This is a genomic window from Corynebacterium aurimucosum (assembly GCF_030408555.1).
GTDB lineage: Bacteria > Actinomycetota > Actinomycetes > Mycobacteriales > Mycobacteriaceae > Corynebacterium > Corynebacterium aurimucosum.
The window spans coordinates 632,084-648,575 of sequence record NZ_CP047048.1; the positions used below are offsets into that span (position 1 = coordinate 632,084).

Here is a 16,492-nt window from a genome sequence, read left to right on the forward strand (position 1 = left end):
CGTCATTTTGTGAAGTGTGTCCCTCATCTTTGCGGCTGTGGGAAGTGAAAGCACCCCCATCACGACCGTGATGGGGGTGCTGCTGGTTAACGCCTTTAGCTTGGCGCTTTAAAAGCTTAGGTGTAGAAGCTTTGAACTAGAACGGGAGGTTGATTCCCAGTGCCTGTGCTGCGGCTGGGCCGACTGCGGCCAGTGCGCCGAGGACACCTAGGACGATAGCGGCGATGCCCAAGTCGGTCGGCTTGCCGTCTTCGGAGGAGAGCTTGCCCTTGAAGTCATCGAAGGAGCTCTGGCCATCCTTGTTCTTGTCGCCCTTGTCTCCGTCGCTGCTGCCGTTGTCGCCGCCCTGCTCGCTGCTGCCGTTATTACCCTCGGTACCGGCGGAGGAGCTGTTGTTGGTGTCCTGGCTGCTGGCCTCTTCGGCGTGAGCGGCGGTGACGCCAGCGAGTGCGAGGGCACCGGTCAGGGCTGCTGCGGTGAGGTTACGGGAGATACGCTTCATGTTTCTTCTCCTGGGAATAGATCGGGAAAGTTCGGTCAATGCCGTATCAGACGATGTTGTCACCGTTAACTGATTTCGACTGCCCACATACTAACCAGAAAAAAGTGAGATGAGTCAAACTATTTTGTATTTTTAAGCTATTCCACGGGAATTGTCATGAAGGTCTCAGGGTGCGGGGTGGCGGTTGGGGGTGTCTGCGAGGAGCCATTTTGTGGCAATGCTCCTGGTTAACATCGATATTGTGGCCTATCGATGTTCTAGTTCATTCGTTGAATTTTTAACTTGCCTCAAGGTGTGCCACCGGTTGGGCGGTGGTGATTTGCGCGTCGGGAGGTTGGCAAAACGCATAAACCGCGTTCCTCCGCCTTTAGGTGGGGGAGAAACGCGGTGTGTGGCGCTAGTTGTTCTTAAGCGAAGAACTTGCGACGAGCGGCGAAAGCGCCAGCAGCGATCATGGCTGCGAAGGCCAGGGCGGCAAGGCCGCGAGCAACGGTGTTGGAGCCGGTCTCAGCGGAGATACCGCGGGTCTGTGCCGGGGCCTGTGCAGCGGTGCTGTCAGCAATCTGACCACCCTGGGCGATGACCTCGTCCTTGTTCTCCTGCAGCATCTGCTCGGAAGCAGCCTTCTCCTCGGCGGTCGGAGCGTCCTTCTGTGCAGCCTCCTGAGACTTCACGTAGGTCTTGCCATCCTTTGCCAGGTACCAGGTCACGCCACCGATGACGAGGGCAGCCGGCAGAGCCAGCCAAGCCAGCTGCTTCTTGTCGAAGTCAGACTCGCCCTCGGAGGAGTTGTTGTTGTTGGAGTTGTCGCCATCGGTGGAGCCGTTGTTGTTGGAGTTGTCGCCATCGGCGGAGCCCTCTTCGTTGTTCGACGGCGATTCGCCTTCGGCCGGGTCTTCACCTTGGTTCGAAGTTTCCTTTAGGAGTTCTTGGTACTCAGGCGAATTCTCCCAGGCTGCCTGTGCCTGATCCTTGCTGAGTGGGGTCTGGCCGAGCTCGTTGACGCTCAGGTAGCTGCCGTCAGACTGCTGGCGGTAGGTTACGCCATCGAGCTCGAACTCGGCCGGTGCCGGGATCTGGGCAGAGGCAACGGCGGTGCCGCCGAGTGCGAGGGAACCAGCCAGGACGGCTGCGGTCAAAGTGCGGTTGATGTGCTTCATAAGTTTCTCCTTGTGAGGGTAGTGAGAGGGATTCAACCCAACGTGAACAACAATAGTCACAACTTTCACATCAGTCACAAGGGTTTGGAAGTTTTGCTCGCTAACATGGCGGACACCTCTCGCGCCAAACGGGCCGCGTGTTCGGCTTGTGAGGGCCCGTTCGGTTGCGTCTATGGGGTCTGTTGACCTGCAGAAACATGCGCTATGAAAACCGGCGAGCTGGGAAAATGTTCGATAGAAGCCTAATGGGCTGAGTGTCCCCCACTATGGGGGGTATGGCAGGAAGCTCTAGCCTTGGTCTGTGGCAGCTTCAGGCGTTTCGGCTACGCCTTCAAACTGCCATCCCACCACGGCATTGCGTACCGCCGCTGCCAGTGGGTTGGCTGGCTGGATGCAGCTGATGGTGAGCAGGCGGCCGGGCTGGGCATCGGCGCCCCAGATGCTCTCGTCCTGCTCGAGACCGTCCTTTGAGGGATCGTGCAGATCTGTCGCGGTGTATACCAGCCACTGATCAGCGGAGTTCTGCGTGCGCAGGTATAGCTTGTCGCCTATTGAAGCCTTGTGCTCGTCTGCCCGGCCGTCGTAGAGATTATTAAATACTGCCGGCACACCCGCGCCGGTATGGCCGGCGATAACCACGATGTCTTGAGCATCCGTACCGGGAAGTGAATAGGGCTTATCCTCCGCGGTATAGGTGCAGGCCTTATTCATCGAGTCCGGATTGATCTTGTTGTCTTTGACTCGGCAGGAGCCTTCTTCGAAGTCCGTGCGTACATCAATTGCTGGGATGTACATCTCGACTGCGGGGGAGGGCTCGATGACTGCGGCGGGTTCCGTGACTATGTCGGCGGGTTGCGGCGCGGGTGCTTCTGGTTCCTTATTGAACTTAAGCGCGGCGACAATCCCGAGGAACACCAACGCCAGAATCAGGAGGACCCCCATCCCGTGACGGCTGTCAGGCTGGCGATGGCGCGCTGCGTGGCGCCGTGGTGAAGTTCCTTGTTTTCTCGTCGGTGCTGTTCGTGTTGGTGTTTGTTGGGTAGGCGCCGACAGGGAAGCGGATCGCCGTGAAGGGGTAGCGGTCGAAGAGGGAGAAGTTAACCGTTCTTGGCTGGGGCGGCGTCGCGGCCGGTAGGCCGAGCGCTCAGGGGTAGCGTCCGCGCGGCCTTGAAGAGAGCGGCTACGGCGTGCACGCTCAGCACGAAGATCAATACGGATTCCTTCTTCCGGCAGGCGGTAGCTATCGCGCTGTGCCGAGTAGCGAGAATCCATGGTGAGCTCCTGAGAAGAACGATAATTAGAAAATTACAGTACTACTCGCTCAGTAACCATTCCTTAAGTGCGCGTTATGAATCACTTGTTACCGAAGCTCATCCACGCGTTTTCCCTCACAGGCGAGCTGAAAGCGTAGTGCGTAGGTGATGAGCCAGTGGGTGGACATGAAGTGGCCGTCGACAAGCTGCGGTTGTGCGCTGGCAGCAAGCGCCTGTGCGCGGGGTAGGACGGAGGTGTCGAAATGCTCAGCGAGTTCAACGAGCATCCACGCCCTGGTCAGCGCTAGCCCGAAGAGGTGGGCCAAACGGCCATCGGTTGGGTCGAGTACCTCAGGAATTTGTGTAAGAAAGTCCAGTGCCTCGGCGCGGTGGGGAAGAAAGCCGTCGAACCAGTGTGGGAAATCCGGCAGAACGCGCGACATGAGTAGCGCCTCCGATAGTCCGCTGGACAGGAAATCGTGCCCAGACAGCTCCCATTCGAGCGGGTAGTTGTGGTCGTCGCCAAAAAGGCGGGCAGCAGCCTCGCGCACCGAGCTTGCCAGCGATTCCAGCCCGAGTTTCTCCGCGGCCTCGAGAATGAGGAAAAGATTGAAGGCTGTATTGGAATGCATACCGTGTCGCACCGGTTGGTTGAGTGAGTCGAGCCAGTCGCGGCAGTGCTGTGCGGTGAGCTCTACGAGCTTGTCCATCGCTTCGCTGGGCCGGATGACGGCTAGCTGCAGCAGCCAGGCGCGCCCATAGGGTATTTCATATCCGGGGTGGGCAAGGAGGTAGTTGTATTCCATGGTGAGGGCTTCTGTGCTGAGGCGATCGTCGAGAAGCGCAGAAAGTTCTTTGGGAGACTCGGGACCGAGAATCTCGTTTACTAGCGTGCCTGAGTACTGCATGTGGACGCTGGAGTGCCAGTTGAAACAACCGTAGAAACTGGGGTGCAGCTTGCGGGGCGCACGTCGCAGTCTTCTGTGGAAGCGCTTGTGTGGTGCATCGCGGCGGGGAATTCGCGCTCGAGTGCGGCCGCAATTGTTTCCGCCCAGTCGCTGGCACAAGTTTCTAGCGAAGTCATGCGTTAAGTATGGCAAAGCTGAAGGTGGGGTGTGTCTTCTCTTGACTTCTGGGGTGTGCGTTTGAAATTGACCATCGAACGCATGAGTGACATTGTGGTGTTGATGTCCGGTCGCCCTCGTATTCTTTAGAGCAGGCATCCAAGAGGTGGGGGAATGCACGTCCGCACGCACGCGGTCTAGCAAGGGTGTCTGGAGCTACAGGCAACACTTCGTCTTGGGGGTTGCCATTATCGAAGAAGGGGGAACCTTGAGGTTCTTGGAACACAAGCCGACGACGTTTAGTAAGAGACAAGTACATCGAATAGGAAGTGCGTTACGGAATGGGGAAGCGGTTGATGAGGAACGGTTTGGTCTGTTCTTGGACCAGCAATCAGCCCTGTGTGATGCGATAATTCAAAAAGCAGGTCAGACCATGGCACAACTTGATAATCGGTTGACGCTGAGTTCAGACTCGATTGTGGAGTCAGATTCAGATACATACTTCCTGGGTTCTCGTGTAAAAACACGAGACACGTTGAGGGAGAAGTTGAGTCGAATGCCGAGCTTTCCTTTGGAGAATATCCAAGACGTCTCTGGAGTACGGCTGGATCTCGACGTGACTCTAAAGGAACAATCGATACTGGCGGAGCTTCTTTCTCGAGATCTTATGAAGGCTGGGGCGAGGAAGGTAGAGCTCCGGGACATGCGCGAGGAACCGCACTCGGGCTATCGCGCGGTGCACCTACATGTGATGTCTGAGGCCGGGCGTGCAGAAATTCAGTTACGAACGGCGCTTCAGTCGCAGTGGGCAAACCTTTATGAAATGGCAGGAGACTTGTAGGGGAGAGAAATCCGATACCTCGAATTCGGCGGAAAAATTCCGGCAGGATTTGAGATTGAGACCCGCGCTTTGCATGAACTGTCCGAAGTCGTAAACAGGGTGGAAAAGCTCGTCGATATTCTTACTGAGCCTTTCGAAGGCAACCAACCTGCTGATACAACGCAAAGAGAAGCACGTCAATTGCGACGTAGCATGTATAAGATGCTAGATAAATTAATCCATGAATTCGAAGAACGCCGAGTTCAACGTGACGTGGAGGGAGAATAAATCGATGCCAGCCTATTTGATTAAATACCATCGACCGACAGGTGCACTGGAAGTAACTGAGTACGAATCCCTCATCGAGGGAACCCGCGCTCGTCATAGACTGGATCAAGTAAATAAGGATCCTGACGTCGAGATTGTGGCGATTGGCGCTAAGAATTTAGAATCCGTCCGCCATACGCACGCGCGCTACTTCTTCCGTGAGAAGACCGCGCCGCCGTACCCCTTTGTGGCTTAAAGCTTGAAGCTTTGAATAGCGCAGTTGGCGAATACTAGCCGCGAAGGATTTTCTCCATGGCTTTTCCCCTGGCGAGTTCATCAACGAGCTTGTCCAGGTACCGAATATTCTGCATCAGTGGGTCCTCGATGTCCTGGACACGGTGTCCGCAGATGCTGCCAGTGATGAGGTGGCGAGACGGGTTCAGTTGAGGGGCCTGCTCGAAGAACTCCTCGAGGGTGATCTTTTGCTCCCGGACCCTCCCCAGTCCTTCAACCGAGTAGCCGGTAAGCCAGGTGATGACTTCGTGGAGCTTGCTGACAGTCCTGCCTTTGCGCTCCACTTTGTTGACGTAGTGCGGATAGATGTCGGCGAAGGGCACGGAAAAGATTCGATGAGGCATGTGGCGCAGTATATTCGTGGTCCTCGAAATGCGTGGAGGCCGTTCGGCGTCGCGGGTTAGCCGTGCCAGAGCGACGAGATTAGCATCGCCCAGTGGTTGTCACCTATTGGTAGGAATCGCCTGCGCTGTTGTGGTTCCGCAATGCTCCCGCTGCCGTTCTGCAAAGACTTCGTTGCCATTCTGCAAGGTTCCCATTGCCGTTCTGCAATGCTCCCGCTGCCGTTTGATCATGCTGTGAAACGCCAAAAAGAGGGCACCCTCGGCCGCTGCGAAGCGGTGTGAAGGCGCCCTCTGTGGTGAGGTCTGGGCGGGTGAGTCGGTTCAGTTAGTTCCAGACGGGGGCATCGCCAAGCTGCAGCTCGGAGTAGCGCGCCTCCGGAACGGTGGCGGAGTAGGGCTTGCCTACGGCCTCCCATTCCTGATCAGCGTTGCAGCGAACGTCCTGGCCGTCGGTGTCGAGCATGGTAAAGCCCCACACCAGCTTGCCCTGGGAGTTCGCCGGCAGAGTGTACGGGCCAACCTCCTGGTTCAGCTTCCAGTGCTGCTCGTGGACGTAGGTGAAGCCGTAGGTCTGGGTCAGCACCTTGGCCAGTTCGCCCTCGCCCTTGATGGAGCCGGAGACCTCAATGGTCTGCGTGCGGGCCTGGGTCACGGTGTGGCTGACCGGCACGGGCTCATCGTTACGGTTGGCCACGCTGGTGGCATCCGTTTGCTTGAACCAGCGGCGAGTGGCGGTGACATAGGTGCCATTCTCACCGGGTGTTGCGCAGTGCGTGCCCGGCTTGAAATCATCGTTCCAACGCTGGGGCAGCTCGAAGTCCCCGCCGAAGTCAGCGGCGTGGGCAACGGGAGCGGCTGCCAGCAGGCTCAGCGCAGCGAAGACGCTCGCGGCAGCGCGCGCGATGGACTTCTTCAGCACGTCTTAGCCCCAATCGTTGTTGTCGCGGGTGGAGACCTCCACGTGGCGCTCCTTCGGCAGGGTAGCGGTGAAGGAGTCGCCGTTAGCCTGCCAGGTGTTATCGGAACCGCAGATGGTCTTCTGGCCCTCAAAGTCGGAAACCACCCAACCCGCGCGCATGACGGCGGTCTTGCCCGGAGCGATGTTGTACGGGCCGACCTGCTCGCCGACCTCGTAGGACTGGGAGTCGGTGTAGCTGGAGGAGAAGGTGAAGTTGATCAGATCCAGCAGCTTGAAGTCCACACCGGCGGAGACGTTCCAGGTCTTGGTCTTGGTTTCCTTGATGGAGCGGGTCACCGGCAGCGGCTCATCGTTGTAGTTGGAGATGGTCCAGGAGCCAGCGGAGCCGTCGAAGTAGGTGCGCTTGATCTTAACGGTCTGGCCGGTGTCGCCCGGGTTGGTGCAGTGCTCACCAATGGTGGTCGGGTTGGCCGGGCCCAGGTCACGTGCCGGGAGGGCGTTAGCGGCCGGGGTAGCGATCAGACCGCAGGCGATGGCCACGGCAGCGGTGGTGGAAGCAATCTTGGTCTTGAACATGGTGATTTCTCCTTGGGGATTAAAGGTGGATTAGTAGATGGTCTGGGTCGGGACTGGAAGTTTGCGGTACTCCTCCGGGGTGACGTCCTCGGTGCGAGTGGAGCCGTCCTTGCCCGTGATGGTGGCCTCCGCCCAGAAGCCGCTGGGAGCGGTGGTCTGCTTGTAGTTGGAGGTCAGGCTGTACTTGCCGTCCTTGCCGCAGTGGATTTCGCGGTAATTGATCCGGGTCATAGTGGTGCCGTACTCCACGCGCACGCGCTCACCTGGGGCCAAGTCGATGTGCTCGAGTTCAGTTCCCACCGGCATGTAGGCGCGCTTGACCGCACCGACGGATTCCAGCCAGCCCTTCGGGATATCGCCGCGGTTGCCGCGCCAGTTGGTGTAGGGGGCGTGCTCTGCGCCAACGACGAAGTCAGTAACCGGCGCGTATTCATAGTCGCCCTTGGACCAGTTGAGGAAGTCCGTGGAGTAGCCCGGCTTGCGGAAGGTCGGCGCCACCGCGGTGATATCCAGTGGGTACCAGGAGCTATCGCGACCCTCGCAGGTCTCGCCCTCCTTGGGCCAGGAGGGATCGCGCTGCAGTTCCTCGGAAGGCTGCATGATTTCATCCTTCTTCGGATCCGCAATCTTTTCCAGGCTGGGGCCAGATACGGAGGTGTAGTTGCCCTCGATGGGCTTGGAGTTCGCGCCCGGGGAGCGGGAGGGAATCTCCATGGCCAGGTCCGAAACGGAGCCGTCCGCCTTGATGATGTAAGCAAAGGCATAGCGCTCGGCCGGGCCTTTGCCGCGGATAACGTTGGCACCTGGCATGTTCTCCAGACGGTCGTCGTTACAGCCGACGAACATAGAGATGAAGTCCTTTTCCACCACGCCGTATTCCACGCGGAAGGATTCACCCGGCTTGAGCGTGATGGGACCGAAGGTTTCCTTCTCCTGCCAGCCGTTGGATAGCTTCAGTCCGATATCGGGCCTGACCCCCGGAAAGTAGACACGTCGGGGGTTAGCTATGCTGCTTGGGTCAGTGTAGCTGATGTGAGTGCTTCGAAGTCATCGGGGGCTAGAAGGTTGCACCAGGAGTGCCGTCTGCGCGTGTTGTAGCGCATGCACCATCGGAAGACTTCTTGGCGGCAGATGATGGGATTGTCAAAAACTTTCCTATCTCGCAGAACTTCACGCTTTAAAGTGGCGTTAAACGATTCTGCCAGGGCATTATCGGCACTCGTTCCCACTGCTCCCATGGATTGGCGAACACCAAGTTGGGTGCAGTGGTCTTGAAAAGCCTGTGAGGTGTACACACTGCCATGATCAGAATGGAAAATTACCCCTTTAAGGCTTCCGCGAACCTTGCTGGCATGGGACAAAGCTTCGATAACCAGCGATACCCGCATGTGATCGGCGAGCGCATGACCGACAAGTTTGCGCGAGTAGACGTCGATGACTGTGGCAAGGTACATGTTCTTGCCTCCCTTACACGGCAGGTAGGTGATATCGCCTACATACACCTGGTTCGGCTTATCAGCGGTGAATTTGCGGCCTACTAAATCTGGCATGACTCGATGACCAGGCTTGCGCCTGGTAGTGACACATCGACGTTGTTTAGTAAAGCCTTTTAGCCCCATGGATTTCATAATGCGTGCGACCTTCTTGTGATTGATCGGAGGAAAGTCCGTATCGGCTTTAAGGCTTGCAGCGATGCGTTTAGCACCATAAAGCCCGTGCTCATCATCGAAGATGCTCTTGATTCGTGCACCAATAAGAGCATCCGAACACATCTTTAACCTGCGTTTTTCGCGGGTGTTGACCCATTTGTAGAACGAGGAGCGATTGAGCTTTAACACGTGGCACATCCGCTTGACCGAGTACTCGGTTCGATGGTCATAGACAAACTGGAAGCGGATTACCAGCGTGTCTCTTCGGCAAAATATTTCGCGGCCTTACGCAGGATATCGCGTTCTTCACGAAGCTTAGAGACTTCTTTTTCTAGCTGACGGATTCGTTCAGAATCAGTCGTCGCCTGTGCCTTGTCGCGCATGCTTTTTGTGCGGACACGCTTGCCGGTGCCGTACTGCTTAAGCCAGGAATAAAGTGAGGAACGATTGATTCCTAGCTCTGCTGAAGCCGCGTGAAGTGAGAGGTCCTCATTGTTTTCGTAGAGGGCCACAGCATCACGTTTGAACTGTTCGGAGTACCTAGGCATGGTGGTAGATTACCTTTCTTCCCAACCCAACAGGGCTGGATATCAGGTGTCTACCTAACAGGGGTCAGGTCCATCGGACTTGGCGGTGGTGTCCCACCCGGAAGGCATCGCGGCCTTGGAGTTGGCTTCAATCTTGTGGTTGGTGCCGGTTTCCACGGAGGCGGTATAGGGCACTTCTTGGTCAGTGGTGTTCTTGAACTGCAGAGTGCCGTCGCTTAAGTAACGGCGGCCGGTTTCGGCAAAGTGCCACTCCGGGGTGGTGAGGTCTTCGCCTGCTGCGCTGCAGCTCTTGTAGAGGTTGGTGATGGGGTAGGCCTGTGGCATGGGCGGAATGCTGGCCGCCTGTGCCACGGGCGCGGTGAAGGCCGCGGTCGCCATCGCGGCTGTAGCCGCCAGCGGCGCGAGCGCACGCAATCCCTTGATGTGCACCTGGATACCGTCCTTAAAGAAACTCAAAGAATGATGGGGAACTAATTTAATCCTGAAACAATCTTAGGTGTCGAAACCGGAGGCTTTGAAAGCTGGACAAGAGATTTCTTAAGGCCTTGGGGGAAGTTGGCGGTGTCAATATGATGACTGCCAGTGTTTTGACCTTTCGTGCACAATAATTCGATTGACCCTATACGGGGTTGCTGAAATTTCAGGGTTTCAAACGAATCTGCTGGCAGTGAGCTTTGCTCGGGGAAGTTTCGTAGGAGAGCTGATGGTACTGATGCTCGCGCCATGCCTGCATTTCTCACCCCTAGGGTGAGAAGCGTGTGGCTGCGGCCGTGGTGGGAATGGGGCTGCGCTTGGCGACGTCCCCTTCACCCCACCGTCTGCTCTCCTGGTGGAGGGCGGGGCGTGAGACGACAGATGCGAAAATATATTCCCATCGTGTTGTTGGTAATCCACCGCCTCGCGAACAATCGGGCAGGTCATGCAATGCCCGCCACCGCGGCCGCGCCCCAGCTCTGCCGAGCCGATCTCCACTACCTCAATGCCGGCAGCCCGCAATTTCTTGTTGGTGTACTTGTTGCGGTCATAGGCCACCACCACGCCAGGTTCAATGGCCACGACGTTGTTGGCATCATCCCACTGCTCACGCGCGGCGGTATAAACATCCCCACCTGTTTCAATGACCTCGAAGCGTCCAATACCGAGTGCCTGGGCTACGACATCGAGGAAGGAGTCGGTGGGCAGTTCGACGTCGAAAGGCGCCGTGCTTGTGGAGGGGTGCAACACGATGGGCCGGATGGTGTCCACAACCTTGGGGTAGGCAGTGAAGACTTGTGAAGTCTTTGAAGTTTATGAAGTTTGTGAAGAGTGTTGCGACCGGCTATTTGGTAGCAGTGTCGTGACTATCCGGTAGCGCTTCAGTGGGTTTCTGGTAGCAGCTCAGGGCGCTCGGGATGATACTTCCGGTAGCCGCACCACTCGGGTGCGGCGTGTACTGGAAGGAGTCCGCTTATGCCGGATTACCGTGCGGTGATGACGCTGCTGATTAGGAAGCGTTCTTACCGCCAGATTGAAGACCAGCTCGGGTGCTCGCACCGCGCGATTTCCCGGGCGAACCAAGCGCTGCGAAGCCTTGGCCTAACCACTGCCCAGCAGGTCGCGGCGCTGACGAATGACGAGCTGGACGAGATATTCGTTGATAAACGCACCAGCGGGCAAGGCGAATTCGTCCCGATTGACTTTGACGCGGTCGTCAAAGCACGCACAGGGCGTGTGAAGCAAACACTGCAAGTATTGTGGGCTCGCTACACCACCAACCCCGCCCAGCCGGGCCAGCGCCATTACAGCTACGACCGATTCCGCCAGCTGGTTGCCTCCCATGTCGATGCAGCCGGGCTTACCGCCCGGATCACCCATGCACCAGGGCATACGATGCAGGTGGATTGGGCAGGGGCCAAGATGAGCCTGTACGACCCCGCGGGCACACAGGGTGCGAAAGTCAGCATTTTCGTCGCCTCGCTGCCGTATTCAGGAATGCTGTTTGCCTGTGCGTGTGTTGACCAGCGGCAGCAGTCCTGGCTTGATGCCCACCGCCAAGCGTTTGACTACTTCGGCGGGGTCTGCCAGGTTGTTGTCCCCGATAACGCGTCGACGGCGTCGAACGCAATCAGCACTGCCGATAGGAATCGGAAGGTCAACGACACCTACCAGCAGTTCTTGGAGCACTACAACACAGCGGCACTTCCCACACGCGCGCGTCGGCCGAAAGATAAAGCGAATGTGGAAGCTGCGGTAAAGATCGTCACGCACAAAGTCATCCACGTCCTTGAGGGCCACCAGTGCGTTGACTTGGACGAGCTCAACGGAAAGATTGTGGGCTTGGTCGACGCGATCAACACCTCCGTGCCGTTTCGCAGTCAGCAGTCAAGCCGCAGGGATCTCTTTGAAGCACACGAACAGCGTCTGCTTGCCGATCTGCCGGCAACCCCGTGGCAGCACACCGAGTGGAAGCGTGCGAAAGTAGCCCCAGATTTCCATATCACGGTTGCAACCGTGCGCTACTCCGTCCCGCACCAGCTTGTTGGCCGCACTGTCGATGTGCGCATCACCGGGCAAGTCTTGACCGTCTTTGACCAGGGGACAACCGTAGCAACCCACCGGGTTTCGCATAAGCGTGGGGCCTATGTCACTGACTATGAGCACATTCCATCTGGAATGGACTCCACCCGTGGACTGTGGACAAGCGACTACTTTTATCGCGAAGCCAGCAAAACCGGCCCGGCAACACGCAAGGTCATCGAAGAACTCATCGCGGCGAAAGCCATCCCGGCCCAGGCGTACCAATCCTGTAGAAACGTGCTGTCGATGGGCAAACACGGCAACAAACCAATCCTGGAAGAGGCATGCCAGCGCCTGACCGCCAACAACGGCAGCCGACGAGCGGTGTCATATACCGCGGTCAAAAACATGATGGCCGCCATACGCAAAGAACACGCCACACGGCCCCGCGGCTGTGACCAGCCCACGCGCAGCACCACAACCAACCAATCCACCGCCCCTGCAGTCTCCGACAGGGATACCACAGGCGCGTTTCTCGGCGGTGCAGACCAGTTCAACATGGACAACCTCGTTAAGAAAGGAAACTAAAGCCCATGTCATCACCAACCCCGCCAACAGATCGCTTCCTTGACGAATCCGTTCTGGCCGACTTCACCGCGCTGCGGATGACTGCCTTCGGCAGAAGCGTTATCGACATCGCCAACGATCCCGCATTCGACGCATGGACGTTTTCCCAAAAGGTGCTCTACGCACTCGATAAAGAAGTCGCGGCCAGGCGTGAACGACGCATCAACAAACTGCTGAAAGCATCCCGATCGCCGAACCTTGATGCTTGCCTTGAAAAGGTAGTCTGCACGCCTGACCGCAACATCAACCCCGAGCAAGTCAGCAGACTCGCTCACGGACAATGGTGCCACCTGGGCCAAAACATTGTCATCCTGGGCAAATCCTCAGTCGGCAAAACCTACCTCGCCCAAGCCCTGATCACAGCAGCATGCCGCAACGACTACTCCGCACGGTTCTACCGCACCGACATGCTTGCCGCCGAACTGGCAGTCCTCCAACCCGAAGACCCCATACGGCTGAAGTTCATCCAGCACCTCCACGACGTCGACGTCCTGGTCTTAGATGACTTCCTCACCACACCTATTGATGCCGCGACCGCGCACCAACTTCTCAACATCCTCGCCGGACGAGAAGGCAAAGTCTCAACGATAGTGACCTCACAATTCACCCCACTGGAGTGGTACAAGTCCATCCCCGATGCCGTGATCTCCGAGTCAATCCTCAACCGACTCGTCTCCGGCGCCGAGATCATCACGCTCGAAGGACCAAACATGCGCCTCACCACCAACGCATAACCAACAACGCCTGAGTGAGACACCGCTACCGGATACTCACTCAGGCGCTACCAGATACTCACCACACCGCTACCATTTCAGTCTTCTGAACAAAGAGCTTTGATGTTTGATCTAAAGTCCGCACCGTTCCTCCGAGAGCGGGCACGATTGCGTTGCGGGAGCTCAAATCCGCGGGCCGGCGTGTTAGTTTACGGTTGCTCCCAAGGCAGGACGTCGCTGCCCGTGAGCCGCAACCTTCCTTAAGGAGCTCGACCGCTTGATCGCGTTGAGTTCGACAGAGATTAGTGTGGGGATGCATAGAAGCTCTCCACAATCTGGTTTCTGATCTTTCAGTCCGGAGCATGGAGAGCAGTCCACTGTCTGAATTGCAGCTTTCCTAAGGCCAGCGGGTTAAGGCAAATTGAACGGGCTGGAGTTACTAGTGGGCAATTCTGAGTGCTGTTCCAGTTATGAGTTCAATGAATTTCGGAATCGCTTGGGGGATCATATATTCGTATCGGGCGTGGGCGCCCGCACCTTCGGCTCCAATTCCGCAGAGAACTGGAATCCCGAGGGCGGAAACGAAGTTAGCGTCGCTAGCACCGCCAACTGAGGTGGATTGAAGCTTAAAGCCGATTTTTTCCGCTGTCGTTCGTGCCTTTTCAAAAAGGGATTTATTAGCGTTGGTGAACTCCATTGGAGGGCGGTTCCAATCTTTCTTCACCTGTACCGTGACTTTGTGGTTTGACCACGAGATCTCATCTAATTCCTTGTCGAGTCGTTCAAGTTCTGCTTGAGTTTTGATACGAATATCGATCTCAGCTTTGGCTTTGCCGGCGACAACGTTAGAGCCAGAACCGCCACTAATAAGCCCTACGTTTATGGTGGTTCCCTTCTCTGGTGAGGCAAGTTGGGTAGCGGCTAAGCAGTACTCCATTAACGCAGTGATCGCGCTAGCGCCATCTTCAGGATTCAGTCCTGCGTGGGATTCAACTCCTTGTGCTTCGACGCTTATAAGTCCAACTCCTTTTCGCTGAGTCTTGATTAGTCCTTGGTGTGAAGCTTCAAAAACGAAGGCTGCGTCGACTTCTTTGGCTACTCTTTCAATGTGCGGACGGGAGAACGGGGAACCTAGCTCTTCGTCTCCGTTGAAAAGCAGGTGAACCGTTGGGAAAGGTTGTCCAGATTCCTTCAAGTATTTAGCAATCCAGATGGCTTGTACTAGGCCGGTCTTCATGTCAAAAATTCCTGGACCCGACAAATACTCGCGCCCATCTTCAGTTATTCCTTTGCTGCTTTCCCAGTCGGCAAGGGTTCCGTCGGGCCACACGGTGTCATAGTGGCCTACGAACAGGATAGATTGCTCGCTCGTGCCGTCGAAGCGAAAGTGTAGGCAGTCACCGAACTGGCCCCCATCGAACTTTTCCTCATAATCCGGAGAGCCAATACGGTTGTTAACGATTGAGCTGAGATGAGAAAGGCCGTCATTTAGGGAAGCCTTATTGTAACTGTAGGTCTCGAGGTTAACTAACCCTTGAATATCATCGATGATGAGGTTTAGGTCATCGGCGGCTGTGGTGTACTGAAACGGGCGTGGAGTTTGCATGGAATAACCTATTTCCTTTCGGCGAGGTAGGGACGAAAATCGTGAGCTAGAAGCCAAACGGCAGACCAAGGAGATACCAGAGCAGGAAGAAGGAAATCCATACAATCCAAACAATTCCTGCCAGGGGCAGAGTGAACGAGGCAAGTGTGCCGATACCGGCGCCCTTTCGATACTGCTGAATAAAACCAAGCGCCATCACGAAGTAGGGGCTCATCGGAGTGACACAGTTGGTTACAGAATCCGCCACTCGGTACATTGCTTGAGTGGTTTCTGGCTCAATACCGAGGAGCATGAGCATCGGGATAAATACCGGCGCGGCCAGTGCCCACATCGCTGAGCCGCTGGTCAAAACCAAATTCATCACGGAGATTAAGATGGCAATGCCAAAGAGGATTGCCCAGCCCGGAGCATTGATTTCCTTGAACCAAGTTGCGCCGGAGATGGCCATCACTTGACCGATGCCAGTCCATTTGAAGTATGCCAAGAACTGAGCGATCGCGAAGAATAAGACCAAGATTGGTGCCATGGATCGGAATCCCTCGATCATGGCGGGAAGGACGTCTCCTACTTTCTTGTAGCTGCCGGATATAAGTCCATAAGTTACGCCGACGAGAGCGAAGAATAAGCCGATTATCCCTGCCATTCCTGTCATGACCGGTGAATTGAGGATGCCGTTACCCTCGCCCCTAAGCGGAGAAGATTCGAAGTATAGAGCAGCAACCAGAGCTGCGGCGAAGGTTAGTGCTACAAGTCCTGCGGACTTTAGGGCGCGGAGGTCCGCAGACGAAACGTTAGTGGCGGATAGGTCATCCTCCTGATCGACGTAGTCTTCGTCAATCTGTAAGTCTGGGCGCTTGGCCAAGAAAAGTTCCACCACGAGGGTAATAACGAGTGAGATGAGAATTGATGACGCAAGTCCGAAAAAGTAATTCGAGGTAGGGGTGACGAAGGCGTTGGGATCAATCGTGTGTGCTGCAGCCGTTGAAATAGTAGACAGCAAGATGTCCGTAGTGGTTAGGGACGGTGAAGCGTCATAGCCCGCCGAAATGGATACAAAGGCAATGATCGCGCCGAGTATGGGGCTACGGCCAATCGCTCGGAAAACAATGGCGCCAAGGGGAATGAGTGTCACGTAGGCAGCGTCACCTGCAACGTGGCCAATCATTCCTGCGTAGCTTAATGCGAAGGTGGTAAAGCGGGCTGGAACTTTCGTGACGGTGAGCTTGAGGACCGTGTCAAAAAGCCCACTCTTTTCTGCAATGACGATGCCCAGCATCGTGGTCAGAATTGTCGCGAGAGGAGGGAACGACGCAAAATTCTCAACAACGTCACCGACGATTACTGTCATTCCTTCGCGTGAAAGCAGGCTTTTGACGGCTACCACCGAGCCATCATCTGGCTTTGTTGCCGCTAGGCCGATGGCTTCAAAGATAGCGCTTAGGCCGACGAGGATGCCGGAAAGTACAACGAAGAGCCAGAAGGGGTGGGGGAGCTTGTTGCCCCAGACTTCAATCTTGTTGATGCACCTAAAAGCAAAGTTAATGGTTTTACCGCCCTGGATTGAGTTGGTTCCAGATGGGGCGGGAGCTTGTGCTGTCAAGTCGACCTCCTCATTTTGAGAGCTAAGTTTCGGCTAAAGCTATATGAGGCGTAA

14 protein-coding genes and 3 pseudogenes are annotated in these 16,492 nt (G+C 56.4%); 4 read left to right on the forward strand and 13 right to left on the reverse strand.

Annotated elements, in window-relative coordinates:
- Positions 1–136: 136 nt before the first annotated feature.
- The 4 genes from CAURIM_RS03030 to CAURIM_RS03045 all read right to left on the reverse strand — a co-directional run bounded on the left by CAURIM_RS03030 (position 137) and on the right by CAURIM_RS03045 (position 4,138).
- The gene (locus CAURIM_RS03030; RefSeq protein ID WP_201828638.1) at positions 137–502 is read right to left on the reverse strand and encodes a hypothetical protein; all 366 of its coding nucleotides are present in this window, start codon (positions 500–502) and stop codon (positions 137–139) included.
- Positions 503–909: 407 nt separating this feature from the next.
- Complete coding sequence (locus CAURIM_RS03035) at positions 910–1,662, reverse strand: hypothetical protein (RefSeq protein WP_201828637.1); 753 nt, start codon at positions 1,660–1,662, stop codon at positions 910–912.
- Between the two features lie 288 nt (positions 1,663–1,950).
- A complete protein-coding gene (locus CAURIM_RS03040; protein WP_236659319.1) occupies positions 1,951–2,604 on the reverse strand; it encodes a sortase family protein in 654 nt (217 codons plus the stop codon).
- Positions 2,605–3,022: 418 nt separating this feature from the next.
- Positions 3,023–4,138 (reverse strand): DUF2891 family protein, encoded by a 1,116-nt coding sequence (locus CAURIM_RS03045; RefSeq protein WP_236659432.1) that lies wholly within the window; start codon positions 4,136–4,138, stop codon positions 3,023–3,025.
- Positions 4,139–4,412: 274 nt separating this feature from the next.
- Between CAURIM_RS03045 and CAURIM_RS03050 the strand changes: the two genes are divergently transcribed.
- Together CAURIM_RS03050 and CAURIM_RS03055 are read left to right on the forward strand one after the other, a co-directional pair.
- Entirely contained in the window at positions 4,413–4,820 is a 408-nt protein-coding gene (locus CAURIM_RS03050) for a RelA/SpoT-related domain-containing protein (RefSeq protein WP_236659318.1), read from the forward strand.
- Positions 4,821–5,040: 220 nt separating this feature from the next.
- Positions 5,041–5,322: a hypothetical protein gene (locus CAURIM_RS03055; RefSeq protein WP_236659317.1), complete on the forward strand. Its 282-nt coding sequence runs from the start codon at positions 5,041–5,043 to the stop codon at positions 5,320–5,322.
- A 34-nt stretch (positions 5,323–5,356) separates the two neighbouring features.
- Here CAURIM_RS03055 and CAURIM_RS03060 read toward each other — a convergent pair whose 3' ends face one another.
- From CAURIM_RS03060 to CAURIM_RS03090, 7 genes and pseudogenes are all read right to left on the reverse strand, one after another.
- Positions 5,357–5,704: a DUF2200 domain-containing protein gene (locus tag CAURIM_RS03060; protein ID WP_201828635.1), complete on the reverse strand. Its 348-nt coding sequence runs from the start codon at positions 5,702–5,704 to the stop codon at positions 5,357–5,359.
- Positions 5,705–6,029: 325 nt separating this feature from the next.
- Positions 6,030–6,623 (reverse strand): hypothetical protein, encoded by a 594-nt coding sequence (locus tag CAURIM_RS03065; protein WP_201828634.1) that lies wholly within the window; start codon positions 6,621–6,623, stop codon positions 6,030–6,032.
- Between the two features lie 3 nt (positions 6,624–6,626).
- Positions 6,627–7,199: a hypothetical protein gene (locus CAURIM_RS03070; protein WP_201828633.1), complete on the reverse strand. Its 573-nt coding sequence runs from the start codon at positions 7,197–7,199 to the stop codon at positions 6,627–6,629.
- A 30-nt stretch (positions 7,200–7,229) separates the two neighbouring features.
- Positions 7,230–8,171, reverse strand: a pseudogene (locus CAURIM_RS03075) (hypothetical protein); the annotation flags it as partial.
- Positions 8,172–8,203: 32 nt separating this feature from the next.
- Positions 8,204–9,396, reverse strand: a protein-coding gene (locus CAURIM_RS03080; protein ID WP_408909948.1) for an IS3 family transposase whose coding sequence is annotated in 2 segments (ribosomal slippage) — positions 8,204–9,114 and positions 9,114–9,396 — 1,194 coding nt in all. Because the reading frame shifts where the segments join, the coding sequence is not laid out codon by codon here.
- A 72-nt stretch (positions 9,397–9,468) separates the two neighbouring features.
- A pseudogene (locus CAURIM_RS03085) lies at positions 9,469–9,774 on the reverse strand (hypothetical protein); the annotation flags it as partial.
- Between the two features lie 507 nt (positions 9,775–10,281).
- Positions 10,282–10,659: pseudogene (locus tag CAURIM_RS03090) on the reverse strand (arginine deiminase family protein); the annotation flags it as partial.
- A 186-nt stretch (positions 10,660–10,845) separates the two neighbouring features.
- Between CAURIM_RS03090 and istA the strand changes: the two are divergent.
- Both istA and CAURIM_RS03100 read left to right on the forward strand, forming a co-directional pair.
- A complete protein-coding gene (istA, locus tag CAURIM_RS03095; RefSeq protein ID WP_201828632.1) occupies positions 10,846–12,480 on the forward strand; it encodes an IS21 family transposase in 1,635 nt (544 codons plus the stop codon).
- A gap of 5 nt (positions 12,481–12,485) precedes the next feature.
- Positions 12,486–13,253 (forward strand): ATP-binding protein, encoded by a 768-nt coding sequence (locus CAURIM_RS03100; protein WP_046647029.1) that lies wholly within the window; start codon positions 12,486–12,488, stop codon positions 13,251–13,253.
- A gap of 418 nt (positions 13,254–13,671) precedes the next feature.
- Here CAURIM_RS03100 and CAURIM_RS03105 read toward each other — a convergent pair whose 3' ends face one another.
- Both CAURIM_RS03105 and CAURIM_RS03110 read right to left on the reverse strand, forming a co-directional pair.
- A complete protein-coding gene (locus tag CAURIM_RS03105) occupies positions 13,672–14,838 on the reverse strand; it encodes a M20 family metallopeptidase (RefSeq protein ID WP_201828631.1) in 1,167 nt (388 codons plus the stop codon).
- Between the two features lie 46 nt (positions 14,839–14,884).
- Positions 14,885–16,438 (reverse strand): AbgT family transporter, encoded by a 1,554-nt coding sequence (locus CAURIM_RS03110; RefSeq protein ID WP_201828630.1) that lies wholly within the window; start codon positions 16,436–16,438, stop codon positions 14,885–14,887.
- Between the last annotated feature and the right edge of the window lie 54 nt (positions 16,439–16,492).

Excerpts from the sequence above, each read along its gene's own strand:
- CAURIM_RS03030 (WP_201828638.1), bottom strand. The coding sequence starts at position 502 with ATGAAGCGTATCTCCCGTAACCTCACCGCAGCAGCCCTGACCGGTGCC.
- CAURIM_RS03035 (WP_201828637.1), bottom strand. The coding sequence starts at position 1,662 with ATGAAGCACATCAACCGCACTTTGACCGCAGCCGTCCTGGCTGGTTCC.
- CAURIM_RS03040 (WP_236659319.1), bottom strand. The coding sequence starts at position 2,604 with ATGGGGGTCCTCCTGATTCTGGCGTTGGTGTTCCTCGGGATTGTCGCC.
- CAURIM_RS03045 (WP_236659432.1), bottom strand. The coding sequence starts at position 4,138 with ATGCCTGCTCTAAAGAATACGAGGGCGACCGGACATCAACACCACAAT.
- CAURIM_RS03050 (WP_236659318.1), top strand. The coding sequence starts at position 4,413 with ATGGCACAACTTGATAATCGGTTGACGCTGAGTTCAGACTCGATTGTG.
- CAURIM_RS03055 (WP_236659317.1), top strand. The coding sequence starts at position 5,041 with ATGAATTCGAAGAACGCCGAGTTCAACGTGACGTGGAGGGAGAATAAA.
- CAURIM_RS03060 (WP_201828635.1), bottom strand. The coding sequence starts at position 5,704 with ATGCCTCATCGAATCTTTTCCGTGCCCTTCGCCGACATCTATCCGCAC.
- CAURIM_RS03070 (WP_201828633.1), bottom strand. The coding sequence starts at position 7,199 with ATGTTCAAGACCAAGATTGCTTCCACCACCGCTGCCGTGGCCATCGCC.
- istA (WP_201828632.1), top strand. The coding sequence starts at position 10,846 with ATGCCGGATTACCGTGCGGTGATGACGCTGCTGATTAGGAAGCGTTCT.
- CAURIM_RS03100 (WP_046647029.1), top strand. The coding sequence starts at position 12,486 with ATGTCATCACCAACCCCGCCAACAGATCGCTTCCTTGACGAATCCGTT.
- CAURIM_RS03105 (WP_201828631.1), bottom strand. The coding sequence starts at position 14,838 with ATGCAAACTCCACGCCCGTTTCAGTACACCACAGCCGCCGATGACCTA.